This window comes from Chimaeribacter californicus, from assembly GCF_002858675.1.
In the GTDB taxonomy this organism is placed as follows: Bacteria; Pseudomonadota; Gammaproteobacteria; order Enterobacterales; family Enterobacteriaceae; genus Chimaeribacter; species Chimaeribacter californicus.
Map to the genome: position 1 here is coordinate 22,586 of NZ_PJZF01000021.1, position 18,017 is coordinate 40,602.

Sequence of the window (18,017 nt, forward strand, 5' to 3'; positions counted from 1 at the left end):
ATGCAGCAGCCCGGCGCTGTGTTCATCCTGCCGCTGGAACAGCAGGTCGGTCAGGCAGGCGCGGATCGCCACCTCGCTGCCGAACAGCTTCATGCCGTAGCGCGGTTTGGTTTCAATCGTCAGCGGGTAGCGGCTGAGATGCTCCCGCACCTCGGCCATGTCGTTTTGCAGCGTGCCGCGGCTCACGTACCACTCATCGGCCAGATCTTCGAGCTTCAGCGAAAATGGCGAGGTGAGAAAGCGCACCAGCAGGCAGGTCGCCCGGTCGGCGGCCGTGCGCGGGATTTGCGGCGCAGCCGCTGCGGGCTGGCGCAGCGCACTGAAGCGGGCCGCATCCTCCACCCGCAGCTGGTAACCGCTGCCGCGCGTATGCACAAACTGCGCGCCATACCTGACCAGGATCTCATTAAGTGCCGTGATGTCCGCCCGCACGGTGCGGGTGGAGACGTCAAAGCGCTTTGCCAGCTCCTCCTGCGGCAGGATCTCATCCTGCAATGCATCAAACAGATGGGCCAGACGTTGATAGGGAAACCGCACCATAATCCTTCCAGTGTTGAGATGACTGTTCGCACCGGAGCAGCATCGCTGCCTCAGGGCACCATAACCAGCTGGGACGGGCTGCCGACCGGCGTGTAGGCACCGGCGAAGGTCAGTGTGCCATGCGCCGGATCGACCCGGAAGCGGGTTATGTTGTCGCTTCTCTGATTCATGACATAAATAGTTTTCCCGGCCGGGTCGAGCGTCAGGCTGCGGGGGTAATCACCGCGCGTCCACACTTCACCGACCCAGCGCATCCCGCCCTCAGGCGTCACCGCAATCTGGCCGATGCTGTTGTGCAGGCGGTTGGCGACATACAGGTTTTTGCCGTCACGCCCCAGCACCAGCCCAGCGGCAAAGCTGGTGCCCTGATACTCCGGCGGCAGCGACGAGAGGCTGTGCAGCGGCGTCAGCGTGCCGGTGTCGTGGTTGAGGCGGTAGCTGGTCACCACCGAGGCCTCTTCGGCAATCACAAACAGCGTGTCGCCCGACGGGTGGAACACCAGATGGCGCGGCCCGGCACCGGGCGAGGCCGCCGGAATAAACGGCGGATCGTTCGGCGTCAGTGCGCCGGTTTTAGTATCGCGCCGCCACTGGTAGATCCTGTCCAGCCCCAGATCGGTGGAGAAGGCGAAACGCCCGCTGGGATCGCTCTCGATCATATGGGCGTGCGGCCCGTTATGATCGCTGATGGCGAAACTCCCCGGCACTGCCGCGGCCGGTCTGGCCGCGCCCGGCTCGCCCTGTTGCTGCTGCACCGACACCGCGGCACCGAGTTTGCCGTCAGCGGCCACCGGGAAGCTGGCGACGCTGCCGCTGACATAGTTTGCCACCAGCAGGAATTTCTCATCCGGCGTCAGCGACAGCCAGACCGGCCCCTGCCCGGCAGACGTTACCTGGTTGAGCAGCGTTAAACTGCCGTCCTGTGGGTTGATGCGGTAAGCGCTCAGCCCGCCCTGTTTCCCGCCGTTGAAATCAGCGACCTCGCTGCCCACAAACAGCAGCGTGCCTGCGGCGTTGGCGACCAGTTGCGCCGGGTTGCTGACGCGGCTGACCAGCGCCCGCTCACTGAGGCTGCCGTCTGCGGCATTCACAGCGAAGCGGTAGACGCCCTCGCCGTTGGGGTTATAGGTGCCGACATAGGCGAAGCGGGCGGTATCGGCGTACAGCGGCGCGCTGATCATCGCCAGTGCCAGACAAAGGGCGGTGCGTGTTTTCACGGCATTTCTCCTGTGTAAGAAGGCTTAGCCCACCAGCGCGCGCAGTTGCGCCAGCAGGTCGGCGACCGCCGCCGGGCGGGTGTCGCCGCTCTGGCTGTCGATAATGGAACTGTAGATATGCGGGATGATTTTGCTGACCCCGGCCTCCAGCGCGATCGCCATGATGGGCGTGAAGTTTTCCAGATCGATGCCGCCGGTGGGTTCCAGCCAGAAATCCTGCGCCGCACAGGCGCGCGCTACGGCCGCGAATTCTTCCCGCGTCTCCAGCCCGCCCATCGGGAAATATTTCACCGAGCTGCCGCCCATCTCTTTCAGCATCGCAATCGCCGTTTCTACCGGCACCGTCGCTGCCGGTTGCCCGCTGCTCAGCGGCCCGGTGGAGATGGTTACCCAGCCGACGCGGCCGGTGGGCGAAATCAGCCCATTGACCACCGTGTCACTCTGGCCGAGCAGCGCCCGGCTGCTGCCCACGCCGCTGAACACCTGGTTCACATGCTGCGGTTGCAGCGCGGCAGCAATCTGCCCGACCATCACTGACTGGCGTGGATCGCCCGCCCCCAGCCCGACGGAAATGGCATTGTTAATCAGCGCCGCGTAGTCGCGCATATCTGCCACCGCTGACGCCACATCGGGGTAATTTTTCGAGAGCACGCCCACCAGCACATGCCCTTCTGCGGCGTCATACACCGCCTGCGCATTGGCTTTGCTGCCCGCCAGCACATTCAGGCAGACGCGGTCACGGTAATAATCCGGGGTTAAGGAAGTCGGTTTCACGGGCGTTTCTCCAGCAGGGTGGCGAGGCAGGTGTAGAGGGTAGTGAGTTGATCAGGGGTGACACTGCGTACATCCACCTCGATCTTGCCTTCATTGGCACGGTAGCCACGGAAATAGATGGCGATCTCGCCGGTTTTCAGCTGCTGCACAATCTCACCGGTGCGCAGCCCCAGCGCGGCCTCATCAAAAGCGATTTCAGTGCGGGCGATGTCGCGCCCGGCGCTGTCCCACACCACGCGCGCGCTGACGCCCGGCAGGGTGTTGAGGCGCCCGATGAACGGCGTCATTTTCTCCACCAGTTGCTGGCCGCTGACCGGCGCACGGCGGACGTAACGCTCAATCGCTTCGGTCAGGCCCAGGATGCCCTCTTTACCGACTTTCATCGCCCGGCCGATGCCTTCGGACTGGCGGCGTACCCACGCCACGTAGTTGGCCCGCCCGATGACCAGCCCGCTCGACGGGCCTTCCAGCGCTTTCGCGCCGCTGTAGATCACCAGGTCCGCACCCATCTGGTAGTAGCAGGTGAGATCCTCTTCTGCGGCCGCATCCACAATCAGCGGCAACTGGTGGCGGTGCGCCACTTCCGCCGCCTCGGCGACCGTCAGCATACTTTTCTGCACCGAGTGGTGTGATTTGATGTAGAGCAGCGCCGCCGTGCGCGGGGTAATGGCGGCGGCCAACTGCGCCGCTGAGCACTCGTTGGCGTACCCGGCTTCCACCACCTTTCCGCCCCCCAGCGCCACCATGGTGCCGACCGGCGCGCCGAAATTCACGTTATGCCCTTTCGGCAGCACAATCTCGTGCGGCACCTCATGGGCGGCGCTGTGCAGGTTGACCAGCAGGTGATCGCTCTCTTTGACGATCGTTGCCGCCACCGACTGTGCGATCCCGGCCGAAGCGCAGGAGACGATCACCGCATCCTCCACGTTCAGCAGCCCGGCAATATAGGCACCGGTTTTCACCACCAGATCTTTCATCTCGAAAAAGTGGCCGAGGCCGTAATTCACCGCCGCGGCCACCGCCGGTTCCGGCGTCGAGACGCCGAGGATCGTCATGCGGCCGGAGGCGTTGATCACCTGTTTCAGCTGATATTTTTCGTAGGGTGAGGTGATGTTGTTATCAGACAGGGCTTCAGAAGACATGATAGGCATTCCCTTCTTGAGTTGGATAGAGCGCCCCGGCGACCACTGCCGCCAGCGGCACCAGGTGCTGCGGTGCATTCACGGCGGCACCGTCAGAATCGGCATACACCTGTGGCGCGTCACTGAGGGTAAACAGCGTGAGATCGGCCGTTTCCCCTACCGCCAGCCGCCCGCGCCCGGTGAGTTTCAGTGCGTCGGCGGCGTTTACCGTCACGCAGTCAATCACCTGCGGCAGTGTCATGCCAATTGCCAGAAATTTGGACATCACCGCCGCCAGGCTGTGTACCGGCCCGTGCAGGCGGTTGCGGCAGTAAATATCGGAGCTGATGGTGTGCGGCAGAATGCCGAGCGCAATCGCCTGCCGCGCCACCGCAAAGCTGAAGCTGGCGCTGCCGTGGCCGACATCCAGCCGCACGCCGCGATCCAGCGCCTCGCGCACCGCGCCACGCAGCGCGCCTTCCGGCGTCAGGATGCGGTTCGGTTTGCCGTTGTAGCAGTGGGTGATGATGTCACCCGAGGTGAGCAGATCAGCGATGCCGTCCAGATCGGGCGGATCGTTGCCGATGTGCACCATCAGCGGCAGATCGCCATTGTCATGCTGGATCTGCTTGGCGCGGATCAGCGGCCGCAGGCCGTTCTGCCCCACCACGCTGCTGCTCATGCGCGCTTTCAGCCCGACGATAAACCCGGGGTAGTCGCCAATCGCCTGTTTCACCGCTGCCGCGTCGATCTGCGCCATGTCGGCCAGCTCGTTCTGCGTCACGATGCCGGTACGGGCGATATTCAGCAGCGCCAGCACCTGCGTGCGCGCCGTGCGCGTCAGGCGGTGGAAATCTCCGACCTGATCCGCCCCGGTGCTGCCCGCATCCACCACGGTGGTGACGCCGCCGTCGATGCCGACGCGATCCGGCTCGTCGTGGTAGATCGGCGAGGCCGGGTAGCAGTGCACATGGCTGTCGATCCAGCCGGCGCTGAGGTAAACCCGGCCCGCCAGATCCACGGTTTTTTCCGCCGCCATCGCCTCCGGCAACGTGCCCAGCGCGGCGATCCGGCCGTTCTGCACCGCCAGATCCGTCACGCTGCCATCCGGCAGCCGCGCCCGGCGCAGGATCAGATCCCTCATTTCACCCGCCATCAGGAAAGCGTCACCGGGAAAATGGCACCGAAGATCATCGCGCCGAGGATTGCCCCGCCGGTGATCGGTTTCTGCCAGAGGTAGAACAGCAGCGCCCCCAGCAGCGACCCGATGCCGATCGGGATCGAGGCGGCGATCGCTGACAGGATGATCAACGGCCCGAGGAAGCGCCCGGAGGTGTTGCCCGCGCCCATCATCACATCCGCGCCGTAGGTGGAGTTGCTCTGGTTGATGGTGAATTTGCGCGCCAGGATAATCAGGTAGCCAATCGCCAGCCCGGCCACCAGCCCGGTGATCAGCGAAGCGATAAAGTTCTCCACCGGGAAGACGATGCCTGCACCGAGCAGCAGCGCCGGAATGCCCAGCCCGACGCCGGTCTGCACCGCGCCGCCGATGTCCAGCACCCCCACCAGCGAGCCTTCAATGATGCGGGCGAACAGGAAGCTGGCCCCGAACGCGGCCACCGCGCCGTAGACGCCGGTGTCCATCCCGGCGCGCAGCATCGAGACAAAGGCCACTTCGTTGAACGCGCCGATGCCGTAGAGGTAGTACATGTGGGTACCGGCAAACACCCCGGAGGAGAGCAAGCCGACGAAGATTGGGAAAGACCAGTCGGCATACCAGAACCCGGTTTTCTCCTGCGGTTCCACTTTTTCGGTGATAAGGGTCGTCATGATTATTTCCCGCTCAGAGTGTTGTGGATGTGGTCGAGCCAGCCCGGCACGCCAAGGGTGAAGGATTGCAGCAGCTTCATATCAAAGCCGCGGAAGAAGCCGCTCAGCACAAACAGCAGCACAATCACCGCCATCATGATTTTGGTGACGCGGTTCCAGCCGCTCTCCTCCACGCCCTTGCCGATCAGGATGCCGAGTACCAGCCCCGGTACCGCATTGCCCATGATCAGCTGCGCCAGCCCGCCGAACACCGTGCCCCAGAAGCCGGAGCGGCGGCCGGCATCAATGGCTGCCAGCCAGAAGATCACCGGCATCACGGTGTTCACCAGCAGGTTGGCGGCCGGTACCAGCACTTTCACCGCCGTGACCTGAAGCGCCGCCGGCACCGCCGAGGCGGTGGTATTGAGGAACGCCACCACCACCATGCCGATAAGCCCGCAGGCCAGCGCCATTTTGCGCGGGTCGTGCAGGGTTTCCGCCAGGTTGCGGTTTTTCATCATGATCGCCGCCGCCCCCCAGTTGGGGATGATGCGGTGGTCAACATCCTGGGTGAAGGCCCCGGCCGCCACGGAGGAGGCCCAGGCGTTAAAGAAGAAGCCGAGGCCGAAGGAGAAGTGTGACGCCGGATCGCCCTCGCAGGCGTTCAGCTCGCCCAGGGTGCGGAATGCGCCCATGCCCTGCACGGTGGGCGCATGGAACATCCGCGCCGCCCCGGCTCCCACACCGATCCCCACCAGCCCGCCGATAATCAGCGACTTAAGCAAAATAATAAAAAACATCAGGACTCCTTATCTCTCGCCCAGCTGTTTATAGGGTGGCGAACGTGACCAGCCCGGTATTAATGGCGGTAACGTTGACCGTAATATCCAGCGTCACGGCATAATGCCGCTTTTCACGCGGCAGAAAGAAAAACAGGAATTTCTCCTGCGTTATTTTCTCTTCCGCGCTTATTACCCGGAGATCCTGCGGCTCAATGCGCAGCAAAATTGTCTCCGTGGAATTCATTACCGCCTGCTGCACCTGGTTTAATGCAGCAGAAAAGGCGGCCGCTTTGGTATTCCCTTTTCCCTGTACCTGAACCGTGGTGGTATACAGTTGTTTCATGGCGTCTGGCCGAATTTTTTGCGCCAGGCTTCCACCAGTTTCTGGCCCAGTTCCTCTTTATCCATAAAACCGAAGCCTAATACCGTGCAGCCTTCATTAATGGCGGTGACACCCTCATCCACCGAGCGCATTCCGTGTTTGGCTTTATAACCATATTTATTTTGTGCGGTAATAGCCCCGGCACCGCCGCTGCCGCAAAACGAGATGCCGAAGGTCGCGCCTTCCGCTTTCATCACATCGCCCAGCCGCATGTCTGCGGCCATGCCCGGTACCACCACGGCCCGGCCGCCTGCGGCTTCCACGCCCTGCGCGACTTTCTGCCCTTTGCCCAGCCGGTCACCAATCACTACGGTAATATCCATTGTTATCCCCTGATTCAATTAAAGGTTATTTTCGCGGGTATTTTCTTTGGCTACTTCAAAATGCACGGAGAGCAAATAGGCCTCTTCAATCGGCAAATTACCGACGCTCTCCACTACCTGTTCCGCCATTTCCATGGAGTCAGCAGAAATATCCTCAAACAGATCTTTTTCCACTTCCGGCAGCGGTTCACCGGTGAGTGAGCGCAATACCATGGCGCGGATATGGGAATCCAGCATCTGCTGCTGCACGGCATTGGGGTAAATAGCCTTACGGCTGAGCAATGCCATTATTTCCGCCAGAACCTGTTGCGTTCTGATATTCGCTTCAGCGGTATTCACCCTGAGGGCATCATTACCCGGTGCGGTTTCATTCTTCACGGCGCCTTCTCCCTGCCGGTTATTCTGGGGTGATGGCTTTACCCTACGCGCAGCGGCGCGCAGTGTGTAGACGCACTTTTTCCAGTTCAAACTGGAAATGAAATGGGCAGGAAAGATCCAATTCGCAAAACCACGAATTCAGCAAATCAGTGAGGGGAAGGGGAAATAAAAAACGGACTGCCGGGACAGTCCGTTTTAACGATAACGCGGAGGTTATTCGCCGGCGATTTTCATCTCCGGCAACAGCACCGAGCCGCACTGGATGTTGCTGCGGGTTTCGATGTCACTGCCGACGCTGACGATGTTACGCAGCATCTCTTTCAGGTTACCGGCAATGGTGATCTCGCTCACCGGGTACTGGATCTCGCCGTTCTCTACCCAGAAGCCGGACGCGCCGCGCGAGTAGTCGCCGGTGACGCCGCTGACACCCTGGCCCATCAGTTCCGTGACCATCAGGCCGGTGCCGAGCTGTTTCAGCATGGCGGTGAAGTCGTGCCCCTGCCCGGCAATGCGCCAGTTATGGATGCCGCCCGCATGGCCGGTGCTTTTCAGGCCGAGTTTGCGCGCCGAGTAGCTGGTCATCAGCCAGGTTTGCAGGATGCCGTCTTTCACGATGTCACGGCGCGCGGTGCGTACCCCTTCGCTGTCGAACGGCGTGGAGGCCAGCCCCTTCAACAGGTGCGGGTGCTCCTCAATCGTCAGCCATTCCGGCAGGATCTGTTTGCCCAGGCTGTCGAGCAGGAAGCTCGATTTGCGGTAGATGCTGCCGCCGCTGATCGCGCCGACCAGGTGGCCGAACAGGCCGGTCGCCACTTCAGAGGCGAACAGCACCGGCGCTTTCATGGTCGGCAGTTTGCGCGGTGACAGGCGGGAGAGCGTGCGGCGGGCGCACTCCTCCCCGACCCACTCCGGGCTTTGCAGGTCGTCAATCGCGCGGCCGATGGTGTAGGCGTAGTCGCGCTCCATGTCGCCGTTGTGCTCGGCAATCACGCAGCTCGACATCGAATGGCGGCTGGAACAGTAGCTCTGCAACATGCCGTGGCTGTTGCCGAACACCTTAATGCCGACGTGGCTGTTGAAGCTGCCGCCTTCACTGTTGGTGATGCGTTTGTCTGCTGAAAGCGCCGCTTGTTCCGCCCGTGCCGCCAGCTCGATGGCGCGCTCGGCGTCCAGCTCGGTGGGGTGGAACAAATCGAGATCCGGCGCCTCAAAGGCCAGCAATTCGGGATCGGCCGCCCCGGCGTACGGGTCCGGCGAGGTATAGCGGGCGATGTCCAGCGCCGCCTGCACCGTGCGGCTGATCGCCTCCGGGCTGAGATCGGTGGAGGAGGCACTGCCCTTGCGGTTCTGCCAGTACACGGTGATGCCCAGCGCGCCATCGCTGTTGAACTCCACGTTCTCCACGTCGCCAAACCGGGTGCTGACGCTTATCCCGGTGGATTTACTGACGGCCACTTCAGCCTGATCGGCCCCGGCTTTTGCCAGTTCCAGCGCGCGGGCGACCGCCTGTTCCAGCGTTTTACGTTGCTCTGCAACTTGAGTGACTACTTTCATCGATCTGCCATAATTAATGAGATAATCGTCCGGAAACCGGCTGGGTTCGCCTGGGTTCCCGCTCCACGTCCACGGCGTTTTACACCTGATTGATAGGCTTGAGTCTAACAGAGATTCACACAAATTGATGGCGGCCGCCAATCCGCCCGGCATCTTTGCCCACAATCCGCGCCGCCTTGCGCCATAATTACCGGGCTGTGGGCGCGATCTTTGCTGCTAAATCCGGCTGTCGCTGGCGATCCACGCCGACAACCTGATAGGATTAGCCTCTTTTTTTGGAGTCCCCATGAACAAACCACACGAAGACTGGCTCGACGACGTCCCTGAGAATGAAAACGAAGAAGACGACGAGATTATCTGGGTCAGCAAAAGCGAAATTAAACGTGATGCCGAAGCGCTGAAAGACCTGGGCGCGGAGCTGATGGAGCTCGGCAAAAACGCGCTCGACAAAATCCCGCTGGATGAAGACCTGCGCGCCGCGATCGAACTGGCGCAACGCATCAAGAAAGAGGGCCGCCGCCGCCAGTTGCAGCTGATCGGCAAAATGCTGCGCGCCCGCGATCCGGAGCCGATCCAGACCGCCCTCGACAAGCTGAAAAACCGCCACAACCAGCAGGTTTCCCTGTTCCATAAACTGGAAGGGCTGCGCGACCGCCTGGTTGAAGAGGGTGATGACGCCGTGCCGGACGTGCTGGCACTCTACCCGGACGCTGACCGCCAGCAGTTGCGGGCGCTGGTGCGTAATGCCCAGAAAGAGAAAGCCGCCAACAAGCCGCCGAAAGCGTTCCGCCAGATTTTCCAGTACCTGCGCGACCTGGCCGAAGCCCAGGACCGCTAACCCCCACACCGGGAGCTGCCGGCCGGGGGAGGAACCCGCCCTGTGGCCGGCCCGGCCGCGGGGTTTCCGGCAGGGAGCCAGGGGTGCCAGTGTTATTGACGAATGTTAAAACGCAGCCCGCCTTCCAGCTCCTCCTCCGCCTCTTCAAACAGCAGCACCAGGGCGCCGAAACGTCGCTTCTTGCGTGCATTCAGGTTGACGAACTCAATCTCCACCGGCAGCCCAAGGCGGCCTGTCACCACATCCCACAGCGCATCCAGATTTGCCCCAAAACCGTCGCCCAGCGCAAACTCCCGCGCAAATTCGCCGTAAAACCGGGGCAGATCCGGTATCTGATTAAAGTCGAAAACCACTTTCCCCATGCACTTACTCCATCCTGATGAAATTTTTATAGTGATCGCGCGTCAGGTAGATTAACCCGTCGCTGGAATAGAGCAGCCGGTCGCTGCCGCGATGGCCGCAGCGGTAATTGACATCCGCCTCGCGCCACACCCGGCCCGGCTGCACCGGCAGCGCTTTTTCCCGGTTACTGAACCGGTCACCGCCGATGGCCTTGCCCGGCAGCACCCGGCACAGGTTCCCGGCGTGGGCATCCCAGCCCTGCTCCCGCGCCTGACGTTTGGTCAGGTAGTAGTCCGGCAGGCGCTGGTGCTGATGCAGATATGTCACCACCCGCTGCTGCGCGGTGAGTTGCTCTACCGGTTCACCGGCCGGTGCCGGGGTGGCGCGTAACGCCAGTGCACCCGCCACCACGATAAACAGCCCGGCTACCCAGGCAGCCGGTTTACGTTGCCACTGCGCCATTTACAGATTGCCGAGGTGCAGGGTTTTGACTTCCAGGTACTCTTCCAGCCCCAGCACCGACCCTTCGCGCCCCAGCCCGGATTCCTTCACGCCGCCGAACGGGCCGAGTTCAGTAGAAACCGAGCACTCGTTGATGCCGATCATGCCGCTCTCCAGCGCCTGCGAGACGCGAAACACCCGTTGCAGGTTCTGGGTGTAGAAGTAAGCCGCCAGCCCAAACTCGCTGGCATTGGCGCGGCGGATCACCTCCTCTTCGGTACGGAAACGCAAACAGGCCGCCAGCGGGCCGAAGGTCTCCTCATGGGTGACCTTCATCTCGTCGGTGACCTCCGCCAGCACCGTGGGCTGGTAGAAATTGCCGCCCAGCGCATGGCGCTCGCCGCCGGTAATGACGCGTGCGCCTTTGCTCAGGGCATCGTTCACGTGTTGTTCCACTTTCTCGACCCCTTTCGGCTCGATCAGCGGGCCAACCACCACGCCTTCATCCATACCGTTGCCGACTTTGAGCTTTTTCACCGCGTCACCAAGGCGGCTGACGAATTCATCATAGATGCCGTCCTGGATATAGAAGCGGTTGGTGGCGACGCAGACCTGGCCGCTGTTGCGGAATTTGTTGGCGATCGCCCCCTGCACCGCCAGATCCAGATCGGCATCGTCAAATACGATGTAGGGCGCATTGCCGCCCAGCTCCATCGAAACCTTTTTCATGGTTTCCGCGGCGTTGCGCACCAGCGTTTTGCCCACTTCGGTGGAGCCGGTGAAGGAGATTTTGCGCACGGTTTTGCTGGCCATGATGGCGTCACTGATGGCGTGGGTGTCACCCGCCACGCCGTTCAGTACTCCTTTCGGCACCCCGGCGCGGTCTGCCAGTTCCAGCAGTGCGAAAGCGGAGAGCGGGGTGTTGTTGGCGGGTTTGATCAGGCCGGTGCAGCCTGCCGCCAGTGCCGGGCCGAGTTTGCGCGTCAGCATCGCCAGCGGGAAATTCCAGGGGGTAATGGCGGCCACCACGCCAATCGGCTCGCGGGTCGCCAGAATGCGCGAGCCGGGTTTGGTGCCCGGGATGATTTCGCCGTTGGCGCGTTTTGCCTCTTCGGCGAACCACTGGATGTAGCTGGCGGCGTAGTCCACTTCGCCCAGCGCCTCTTTTAGCGGTTTGCCCTGCTCCGCCACCATCAGCTCGCCCAGGAAGGGTTTGTTTTCCTGAATCAGCTGATACCAGCGGTAAAGAATTTCCGAGCGTTCCTTGGCGGTTTTGCTGCGCCAGGCCGGCAATGCGCCGGCGGCCGCGGCAATGGCGGCATGGGCTTCCGCTTCACCCGCTTTCGCTACATTGGCGAGCACCTCGCCGGTGGCCGGGTTGAGCACCTCAAACGTCTCGCCGGCCTGGCGCCACTCGCCTGCCACAAAGTAGCCGGTTTTGAATAAGTCATTATTTTTCAGGCTGTCATTGCTCGCCATAATCGTCTCCTGATGCGCACGCGGCCTCAGCGCCGCGTGGAAAAATCGGTATACCTGCTAAGTATAGCGGCTTCTCGTGGCGCTGACGTGACGGCCCCTGGTCAGGCAATACCCTGTTACATCAGGTGATTAGCACAGCCAGCGGATAACGCGCAAAAAAAAGCCAGACCGGGGTCTGGCTTAGGGGTTACACGCTGAGCAGCGCATTTTCATATTTGTGCAGCATGTCTGCCAGCCGCTTTACCGGTTCGGTGACGTGGCGCGGTGCCTCGTAGTGCACCAGTTTCTGCTGGTACTCATTCAGCTCCTTCAGCAGCCGGTCGTAGTAATAGCGGCGCTTGACGTCATTGGTGGCGGTGACCACATGGTCGGCGGTGTTGCGGATCTGTTTGTGGAACGCCGAGAGATCCTCATTCACCGGGATTTCCGCCTGCCGCATCCGCTGGTGGGCGATGATCAGCGTCAGTGCCAGCCGGTATTTGGCGATGTCATTCGGGAACATCACCAGCAACTGGTTAAGCTGCTGATAGAGTGCCGGCAAATGGTTCTCACGGCGGCGTGAGGCCTTGGTGGTCAGCGCCGAGACCGCGCTGCTCATCAGCCGGTTCAGCAGCGTGCGGCCGGTGCGCTCTTTGGATTTATCACGGATCAGCAGAATCACCACCAGTGCCACGCCCGCGCCGATGAACTGGCCGGTGGCGCTATCCAGGAAGCTGGTGACGTTGAACTTCATCGGGTTGCTCAGCACCAGAATGTTGATGCTGCCCGCCAGCAGGCCCAGGGTGCCGAGCCGCCGCTTCTGCACTTCAACCCCGCAGATAAAGGTCAGCACGCCGAGGCAGAGGCAGAGCAGCAGCACGCTCTGCTGGGTAGCGGGCAGGATCAGCATAAAGTAGAGCGAGCCGACCGGGATCGCCACCATCATGCCCAGCACAAAGTCCATCGCCATCATGCGCGGGTTCGGCGTGCGCATCGCCAGCGCGGTCACCACGGCGATGATCACCATAAAGCCGCTGCCGGAGGTCCAGCCGGTCCAGAGCCAGATCAGGCTGCCCGCCGCCGTCGCGACGAAGGTGCGCAGGCCGTTGATCATCGCGTGGTAACGTTCAGCTGACGCGGGTTTAATCACCACCTCATCGCTCAGCACCCCCTCTTCCACGTTGTTGATGCTGCTGTTGGTGCGCACCCCTTTTGCCAGCAACAGGTAGCGGGACGCGGCCCCGACCCAGCTGGTCACGGTGACCGGCGCGCTGGCGTTGTTCGCCAGCAGGTGGCGCAGCACCTTCATCCGTTTATGCACCTCCGGCAGCGTCTCGGCCGGTTCATCAAACAGGCTGCGCACACTGGCGGAGATCTCGTCCGGGTGGTTCATCAGGATAAAGTAGGTTTCACACGCCTGGGTAATCAGCGTCAGCGACAGGGTATGCAGCACCTTCAGCCGCCGGTTGGCGCGCCCCCAGCGGGAGGATTCCATCATCAGGTGGCTGCGCATCCCATTAAGTGCGTTGCTGTTTTTCACCAGATCCGCCCACGCCTTGTCCACGGTTTCCCGTTCGGCGGAACCCAGGCAGAGCTGCATCAGCCGGTATTGGTCCACCAACAGCTTCTCTACCAGCCGGTCGATGTCCGCTTTGATGGAACGCGGCGAGAACAGCAGATCGGCGATCACCGCGCTGACAATCCCCAGCACAATTTCGCTGCACCGCTCCACGGCAAATTGCGGGGTTTGCAGCGGGGTATTGGCGGAGGTAACAATAATAATCAGCGCGGTATAGCCGGCCAGCCCCAGCGCGTAGGAGTTTTCCACCCGCACCAGTGAAGACCACCAGGTGCAGAAGCCCGCCCAGATGCAGCAGAGCAGCAGCATCACCACCGGCGCGCGGATAGTGGCGATCATGATCACCAGCGCCGCCAGGCAGCCAATAAAGGTGCCGATGATACGCAGCCAGCCACGGTGGCGGATGGCGCCGGAGAAGGGCTCTCCCCCGGCAGCAAAGGCCGGGCCGGCCACCACAATCGCGGCGGTCATCGCTGACCAGCGCGGCGTGACCAGCTCCAGATGGAAGCCGAGGATCAGCGCAAACAGAATGGCAAAAGTGAGCTTGAGCGCAAACCGCATCCGCGGAAAGGGAAACTCAACGTTGAGGCTTTTCATCGCTGCCCCTTAGCCGAACTCGCGCAAACGGTGCAGGAACTGCACAAACGGCGACTCATGCGTCACATCACGGTCGTTGGCCCCGGTGATCACCACCGTGGCCGTGGTGCCTGCCGGGTACGGGTGCGCCTGATCGGCCGCATCCAGCCGGATGCGCACCGGCACACGCTGCGCCAGGCGGACCCACTCGAGGTTGGAGTCCACGGTCGCCATGCCTTTGCTGTCCGGCGTGCTGCTGCTGTTGTTCACCCCGGCTGCCACACTGTCCACCGCGCCGTGCATGATGCGGTTGCTGCCGAGCGGGGTGATCTCCACGCGGTCACCAATGTGCACCTGCGGCAGCTTGGTCTCTTCCATGTAGGCCAGGATGTAGAAGGTGTTTTTCTTCACCAGGGCCACCGCCGTGGAGCCACGGGTGATGTAGTCACCGCCATGTACGTTCAGGTTGGTGACCCAGCCGTCTGCCGGGGCTTTCACGTCGGTGCGTTCCAGATCGAGCTTCGCCAGGTCACGTGCGGCCACCGCTTTCGCCAGCTGGTGCTGCGCGGTTTGCAGCGAGTTGTTCGACTGGTCAATCTCCTCCTGCGACATCGCCTGGATGCCCAGACGCACGCGGCGGCCCGCCTCCCGTTTCTTCTCTGCGGCCAGCGCCTGATAGTAGGCCACATCGGCTTCCGCCTCTTCCAGCGCCTGCTGATAACGCGGTTTGTCCACGGTGAACAGGATCTGGCCGGCTTTCACCAGCTGGTTATCTTTGACCGGCACGTCGGTAATCAGCCCGGTGACGTCCGGCGCGATGCCCACCACATCCGCAGTGAACTTGGCGTCACGCGTCCACGGTGATTCGGTATAAAACACCCAGGCGCGGTAAATCGCGATGGCAGCGAGGATGACCAACAGCAGGGTGATCGCAATACGAATTATTTTTATAGAAAAGGTTTTCACAGCGACCTCAGACAAAGAGACAAGAAATCAGATAGAACAGACAGCAGTACAGCGCTGTATTGAACAGTGCAGGGTGCCAGACAAAATCATAGATCCCGGTGGGTTGCAGTAGTCGCCGCAGGATGAAAAACAGCGCCAGCGCGGCGAGTATCTCGAAAAAAACCGGGGGGAACGATAATCCGAAAATCACCATTACCGGAAGCAAACTCATCATTTATTCCTTATTGTTTACTCTGCCGGGCTAATACCTCACCATACCGCGCCGGAGCTTCAGATATTTTAGGCAATATCCGGCACCTTCCACCGGAAAAGCGCGGGAAGATATTAAGAAAAAGTAAACTGAACGCAGTGCGGAGGTGTCGCGAGGAGAACTGATTGACTACAGATTCGCCCAATCAAAGGCACTTCACCCGTCGCACTATGGTAGCGTTGTTGTTATCAATCTATCTACCTTATGTGATCTAAATCACTTTTAAGCCAGAGTGAATAATGGAAAGACTCAAGCGCATGTCCGTGTTTGCCAAAGTCGTGGAGTGCGGCTCGTTTACTGCCGCAGCGCGCCAGCTGGAAATGAGCGTCTCCTCCATCAGCCAGACCGTCTCCAAACTGGAGAATGAGTTGCAGGTGAAGCTGCTGAACCGCAGCACCCGCAGCATCGGCCTGACCGAGGCAGGGAAGATTTACTATCAGGGTTGCCGCCGCATGTTGCAGGATGTGCTGGAAGTGCATGAGCAGCTCTACGCCTTTAACAACACCCCGACCGGCACCCTGCGCATCGGCAGCTCCTCCACCATGGCGCAAAATGTGCTGGCGACCATGACCGCCGACATGATGCGTGAATACCCCGGCCTGACGGTGAACCTGGTGACCGGCATCCCCGCGCCGGATTTGATCGCCGACGGGTTGGACGTGGTGATCCGCGTCGGCGCGTTGCAGGATTCCAGCCTGTTCTCCAGGCGGCTTGGCTCAATGCCGATGGTGGTGTGCGCCGCGCGCAGCTACCTCAACCAGCACGGCACGCCGGAGAAACCGGCAGACATCGTCAACTTCTCCTGGCTGGAATACAGCGTGCGCCCGGACAGTGACTTCGAACTGATCGCGCCGGAAGGGATCAGCACCCGCCTCAGCCCGCACGGGCGTTTTGTCACCAATGACTCGCAGACCATGATCCGCTGGCTCAAAGCCGGGGCGGGCATCGCCTATGTGCCGTTGATGTGGATCATTGATGAGATTAACGCCGGGGAAGTGGAGATTCTGTTTGCCCGCTACCACTCCGACCCGCGCCCGGTGTATGCGCTCTATACCGAAAAAGACAAGCTGCCGTTAAAGGTGCAGGTGTGCATCAACTACCTGACGGAGTATTTCAACCAGGTCGGGACGCTGTTCAAGCAGTACCGCGAGCAGATGCCGCTGGAAGAGTAAACGCCGGAAAGCAGACTGCCCGCAGGCGCGGGCAGTCGGTATGACTCAGGAGAGCGGGTTACGCGGTGCCGCCGACGGTCAGGGTGTTGAGTTTCAGCGTCGGCTGGCCGACGCCTACCGGCAGGCTCTGCCCCTCTTTGCCGCAGACGCCGACACCCTTGTCGAGCGCCAGATCGTTGCCGACCATGGAGATCTGCTGCATCGCCTCAATGCCGGAGCCAATCAGCGTCGCGCCCTTCACCGGTTTGGTAATGCGCCCTTTCTCGATCAGGTAGGCTTCCGACGTAGAGAACACAAACTTGCCGGAGGTGATGTCCACCTGGCCGCCGCCAAAGTTCGGCGCATAGAGGCCATACTCCACGCTGCTGATGATCTCTTCCGGCGTGGACTGTCCGGCCAGCATGTAGGTGTTGGTCATGCGCGGCATCGGCAGGTGCGCGTAGGATTCACGGCGGCCGTTGCCGGTCGGGGCGACGCCCATCAGGCGGGCGTTGAGTTTGTCCTGCATGTAACCTTTCAGGATACCGTTCTCAATCAGCACGTTGTACTGGCCCGGCACACCTTCGTCGTCAATCGCCAGCGAGCCGCGCAGCCCCTGGATAGTGCCGTCATCCACCACGGTGCAGAGTTCAGAGGCCACCAGTTCGCCCATCTGGCCGCTGAACACCGAGGTGCCGCGGCGGTTGAAATCCCCTTCCAGCCCGTGGCCGACCGCTTCATGCAGCAGCACGCCCGGCCAGCCCGCGCCCAGCACCACCGGCATCGCCCCGGCTGGGGCCGCGACGGCGGAGAGGTTCACCAGCGCCATGCGCACCGCTTCACGCGCCCAGGCTTCTGCACGCACCTCGCCGTTTTCGTTTTCCAGGAAGAAGTCATAACCGAAACGCCCGCCGCCGCCGCTGGAGCCGCGCTCACGTTTGCCGTCCTCTTCTACCAGCACGCTCACGGAGAGCCGCACCAGCGGGCGCACATCCGCCGCCAGCGTGCCGTCGGTGGCCGCCACCAGCACGGTTTCATACACGCCGGTCAGGCTGGCGCTGACTTCCTGCACGCGCCGGTCGGCAGCGCGTGCGGCTTTGTCCACCTGGTGCAGCAGGGCGATTTTCTCTTCACGCGACAGGCTTTGCAGCGGGTCAAGCAGCGGGTAGAGCGCGGTATGGTTGATCGCGCCCAGCGCATGCACTTTGCCGCTGCCGTTCTCACGCACGATGTTACGTGCCGCCTGGGCGCTCAGGTTCAGCGCGTTCAGCGTCAGCTGGTCGGCGTAGGCAAAGCCGGTTTTCTCACCGCTGACGGCGCGCACGCCGACGCCCTGATCGATGTTGTAGGAGCCGTCTTTGATGATGCTGTCTTCAATCACCCAGGCTTCATGGTAGCTGGACTGGAAATAGAGGTCGGCATAGTCGAGGCGACGCTCAGCCAGTTGACCCAATACCGAGGAAAGGTCTTGGTGCGTAAGGTTGTTCGCAGTAAGTAACTGCTCACTAGCAAAGGCCAGGCTCATAGTATCTTCAC

18 protein-coding genes and 2 pseudogenes are annotated in these 18,017 nt (G+C 61.6%); 2 read left to right on the forward strand and 18 right to left on the reverse strand.

Annotated features, from left to right (window positions below; genetic code table 11):
• Window positions 1-26: 26 nt before the first annotated feature.
• The 11 genes and pseudogenes from CYR55_RS24250 to pmbA all read right to left on the reverse strand — a co-directional run.
• A pseudogene (locus tag CYR55_RS24250) lies at window positions 27-540 on the reverse strand (BglG family transcription antiterminator); the annotation flags it as partial.
• Between the two features lie 50 nt (window positions 541-590).
• Window positions 591-1,721, reverse strand: coding sequence for a lactonase family protein (locus CYR55_RS18965; RefSeq protein ID WP_101817970.1), 1,131 nt, complete (start codon window positions 1,719-1,721; stop codon window positions 591-593).
• Between the two features lie 60 nt (window positions 1,722-1,781).
• The gene (gene dagF / locus CYR55_RS18970; protein ID WP_101817916.1) at window positions 1,782-2,531 is read right to left on the reverse strand and encodes a 2-dehydro-3-deoxy-phosphogluconate aldolase; all 750 of its coding nucleotides are present in this window, start codon (window positions 2,529-2,531) and stop codon (window positions 1,782-1,784) included.
• On the reverse strand, window positions 2,528-3,643 hold the full coding sequence (locus CYR55_RS18975) for a DgaE family pyridoxal phosphate-dependent ammonia lyase (protein WP_101817971.1): 1,116 nt from the start codon (window positions 3,641-3,643) through the stop codon (window positions 2,528-2,530). The genes dagF and CYR55_RS18975 overlap by 4 nt, the downstream gene beginning before the upstream one ends.
• A gap of 19 nt (window positions 3,644-3,662) precedes the next feature.
• Window positions 3,663-4,796, reverse strand: a complete 1,134-nt coding sequence (locus CYR55_RS18980; protein ID WP_101817972.1) for an amidohydrolase/deacetylase family metallohydrolase — start codon at window positions 4,794-4,796, stop codon at window positions 3,663-3,665.
• A gap of 11 nt (window positions 4,797-4,807) precedes the next feature.
• The gene (locus tag CYR55_RS18985) at window positions 4,808-5,482 is read right to left on the reverse strand and encodes a DUF4310 family protein (RefSeq protein WP_101817917.1); all 675 of its coding nucleotides are present in this window, start codon (window positions 5,480-5,482) and stop codon (window positions 4,808-4,810) included.
• A 2-nt stretch (window positions 5,483-5,484) separates the two neighbouring features.
• Window positions 5,485-6,261: a DUF4311 domain-containing protein gene (locus CYR55_RS18990; RefSeq protein ID WP_101817918.1), complete on the reverse strand. Its 777-nt coding sequence runs from the start codon at window positions 6,259-6,261 to the stop codon at window positions 5,485-5,487.
• A gap of 28 nt (window positions 6,262-6,289) precedes the next feature.
• Entirely contained in the window at window positions 6,290-6,586 is a 297-nt protein-coding gene (locus CYR55_RS18995; RefSeq protein WP_101817919.1) for a DUF4312 family protein, read from the reverse strand.
• Window positions 6,583-6,948, reverse strand: coding sequence for a glycine-rich SFCGS family protein (locus tag CYR55_RS19000; RefSeq protein WP_101817920.1), 366 nt, complete (start codon window positions 6,946-6,948; stop codon window positions 6,583-6,585). Before CYR55_RS19000 ends, CYR55_RS18995 begins: the two co-directional genes overlap by 4 nt.
• Before the next feature lie 18 nt (window positions 6,949-6,966).
• Window positions 6,967-7,287 (reverse strand): glycine dehydrogenase, encoded by a 321-nt coding sequence (locus CYR55_RS19005; protein WP_277622345.1) that lies wholly within the window; start codon window positions 7,285-7,287, stop codon window positions 6,967-6,969.
• A gap of 252 nt (window positions 7,288-7,539) precedes the next feature.
• Entirely contained in the window at window positions 7,540-8,880 is a 1,341-nt protein-coding gene (gene pmbA, locus CYR55_RS19010; protein ID WP_101817921.1) for a metalloprotease PmbA, read from the reverse strand.
• Between the two features lie 286 nt (window positions 8,881-9,166).
• On the opposite strand from pmbA, the gene yjgA reads away from it, so the two are divergent.
• Entirely contained in the window at window positions 9,167-9,718 is a 552-nt protein-coding gene (gene yjgA / locus CYR55_RS19015) for a ribosome biogenesis factor YjgA (protein WP_101817922.1), read from the forward strand.
• Between the two features lie 92 nt (window positions 9,719-9,810).
• On the opposite strand, the gene CYR55_RS19020 is transcribed toward yjgA, so the two are convergent.
• The 6 genes and pseudogenes from CYR55_RS19020 to aaeX form a co-directional block, all read right to left on the reverse strand.
• A complete protein-coding gene (locus CYR55_RS19020; protein ID WP_072931676.1) occupies window positions 9,811-10,080 on the reverse strand; it encodes a barstar family protein in 270 nt (89 codons plus the stop codon).
• A gap of 4 nt (window positions 10,081-10,084) precedes the next feature.
• Window positions 10,085-10,414 (reverse strand): annotated as a pseudogene (locus tag CYR55_RS19025) (ribonuclease domain-containing protein); the annotation flags it as partial.
• A gap of 108 nt (window positions 10,415-10,522) precedes the next feature.
• On the reverse strand, window positions 10,523-11,980 hold the full coding sequence (locus CYR55_RS19030; RefSeq protein ID WP_101817924.1) for an NAD-dependent succinate-semialdehyde dehydrogenase: 1,458 nt from the start codon (window positions 11,978-11,980) through the stop codon (window positions 10,523-10,525).
• Between the two features lie 187 nt (window positions 11,981-12,167).
• Window positions 12,168-14,135, reverse strand: a complete 1,968-nt coding sequence (aaeB, locus tag CYR55_RS19035; protein ID WP_101817925.1) for a p-hydroxybenzoic acid efflux pump subunit AaeB — start codon at window positions 14,133-14,135, stop codon at window positions 12,168-12,170.
• Window positions 14,136-14,144: 9 nt separating this feature from the next.
• Window positions 14,145-15,080, reverse strand: a complete 936-nt coding sequence (gene aaeA, locus CYR55_RS19040) for a p-hydroxybenzoic acid efflux pump subunit AaeA (RefSeq protein WP_101817926.1) — start codon at window positions 15,078-15,080, stop codon at window positions 14,145-14,147.
• Between the two features lie 7 nt (window positions 15,081-15,087).
• Window positions 15,088-15,291 carry a p-hydroxybenzoic acid efflux pump operon protein AaeX gene (aaeX, locus tag CYR55_RS19045; RefSeq protein WP_072931669.1) on the reverse strand — a complete coding sequence of 68 codons (204 nt, stop codon included), beginning with the start codon at window positions 15,289-15,291 and terminating at the stop codon, window positions 15,088-15,090.
• Window positions 15,292-15,569: 278 nt separating this feature from the next.
• Between aaeX and aaeR the strand changes: the two genes are divergently transcribed.
• Window positions 15,570-16,502 (forward strand): HTH-type transcriptional activator AaeR, encoded by a 933-nt coding sequence (gene aaeR / locus CYR55_RS19050; protein ID WP_101817927.1) that lies wholly within the window; start codon window positions 15,570-15,572, stop codon window positions 16,500-16,502.
• A 58-nt stretch (window positions 16,503-16,560) separates the two neighbouring features.
• Here aaeR and tldD read toward each other — a convergent pair whose 3' ends face one another.
• Window positions 16,561-18,006, reverse strand: coding sequence for a metalloprotease TldD (tldD, locus tag CYR55_RS19055; RefSeq protein WP_101817928.1), 1,446 nt, complete (start codon window positions 18,004-18,006; stop codon window positions 16,561-16,563).
• Between the last annotated feature and the right edge of the window lie 11 nt (window positions 18,007-18,017).

Excerpts from the sequence above, each read along its gene's own strand:
- CYR55_RS18965 (WP_101817970.1), bottom strand. The coding sequence starts at position 1,721 with ATGATCAGCGCGCCGCTGTACGCCGATACCGCCCGCTTCGCCTATGTC.
- CYR55_RS18980 (WP_101817972.1), bottom strand. The coding sequence starts at position 4,796 with ATGAGGGATCTGATCCTGCGCCGGGCGCGGCTGCCGGATGGCAGCGTG.
- CYR55_RS18985 (WP_101817917.1), bottom strand. The coding sequence starts at position 5,482 with ATGACGACCCTTATCACCGAAAAAGTGGAACCGCAGGAGAAAACCGGG.
- CYR55_RS18990 (WP_101817918.1), bottom strand. The coding sequence starts at position 6,261 with ATGTTTTTTATTATTTTGCTTAAGTCGCTGATTATCGGCGGGCTGGTG.
- CYR55_RS18995 (WP_101817919.1), bottom strand. The coding sequence starts at position 6,586 with ATGAAACAACTGTATACCACCACGGTTCAGGTACAGGGAAAAGGGAAT.
- CYR55_RS19000 (WP_101817920.1), bottom strand. The coding sequence starts at position 6,948 with ATGGATATTACCGTAGTGATTGGTGACCGGCTGGGCAAAGGGCAGAAA.
- pmbA (WP_101817921.1), bottom strand. The coding sequence starts at position 8,880 with ATGAAAGTAGTCACTCAAGTTGCAGAGCAACGTAAAACGCTGGAACAG.
- yjgA (WP_101817922.1), top strand. The coding sequence starts at position 9,167 with ATGAACAAACCACACGAAGACTGGCTCGACGACGTCCCTGAGAATGAA.
- CYR55_RS19020 (WP_072931676.1), bottom strand. The coding sequence starts at position 10,080 with ATGGGGAAAGTGGTTTTCGACTTTAATCAGATACCGGATCTGCCCCGG.
- CYR55_RS19030 (WP_101817924.1), bottom strand. The coding sequence starts at position 11,980 with ATGGCGAGCAATGACAGCCTGAAAAATAATGACTTATTCAAAACCGGC.
- aaeB (WP_101817925.1), bottom strand. The coding sequence starts at position 14,135 with ATGAAAAGCCTCAACGTTGAGTTTCCCTTTCCGCGGATGCGGTTTGCG.
- aaeX (WP_072931669.1), bottom strand. The coding sequence starts at position 15,291 with ATGAGTTTGCTTCCGGTAATGGTGATTTTCGGATTATCGTTCCCCCCG.
- aaeR (WP_101817927.1), top strand. The coding sequence starts at position 15,570 with ATGGAAAGACTCAAGCGCATGTCCGTGTTTGCCAAAGTCGTGGAGTGC.
- tldD (WP_101817928.1), bottom strand. The coding sequence starts at position 18,006 with ATGAGCCTGGCCTTTGCTAGTGAGCAGTTACTTACTGCGAACAACCTT.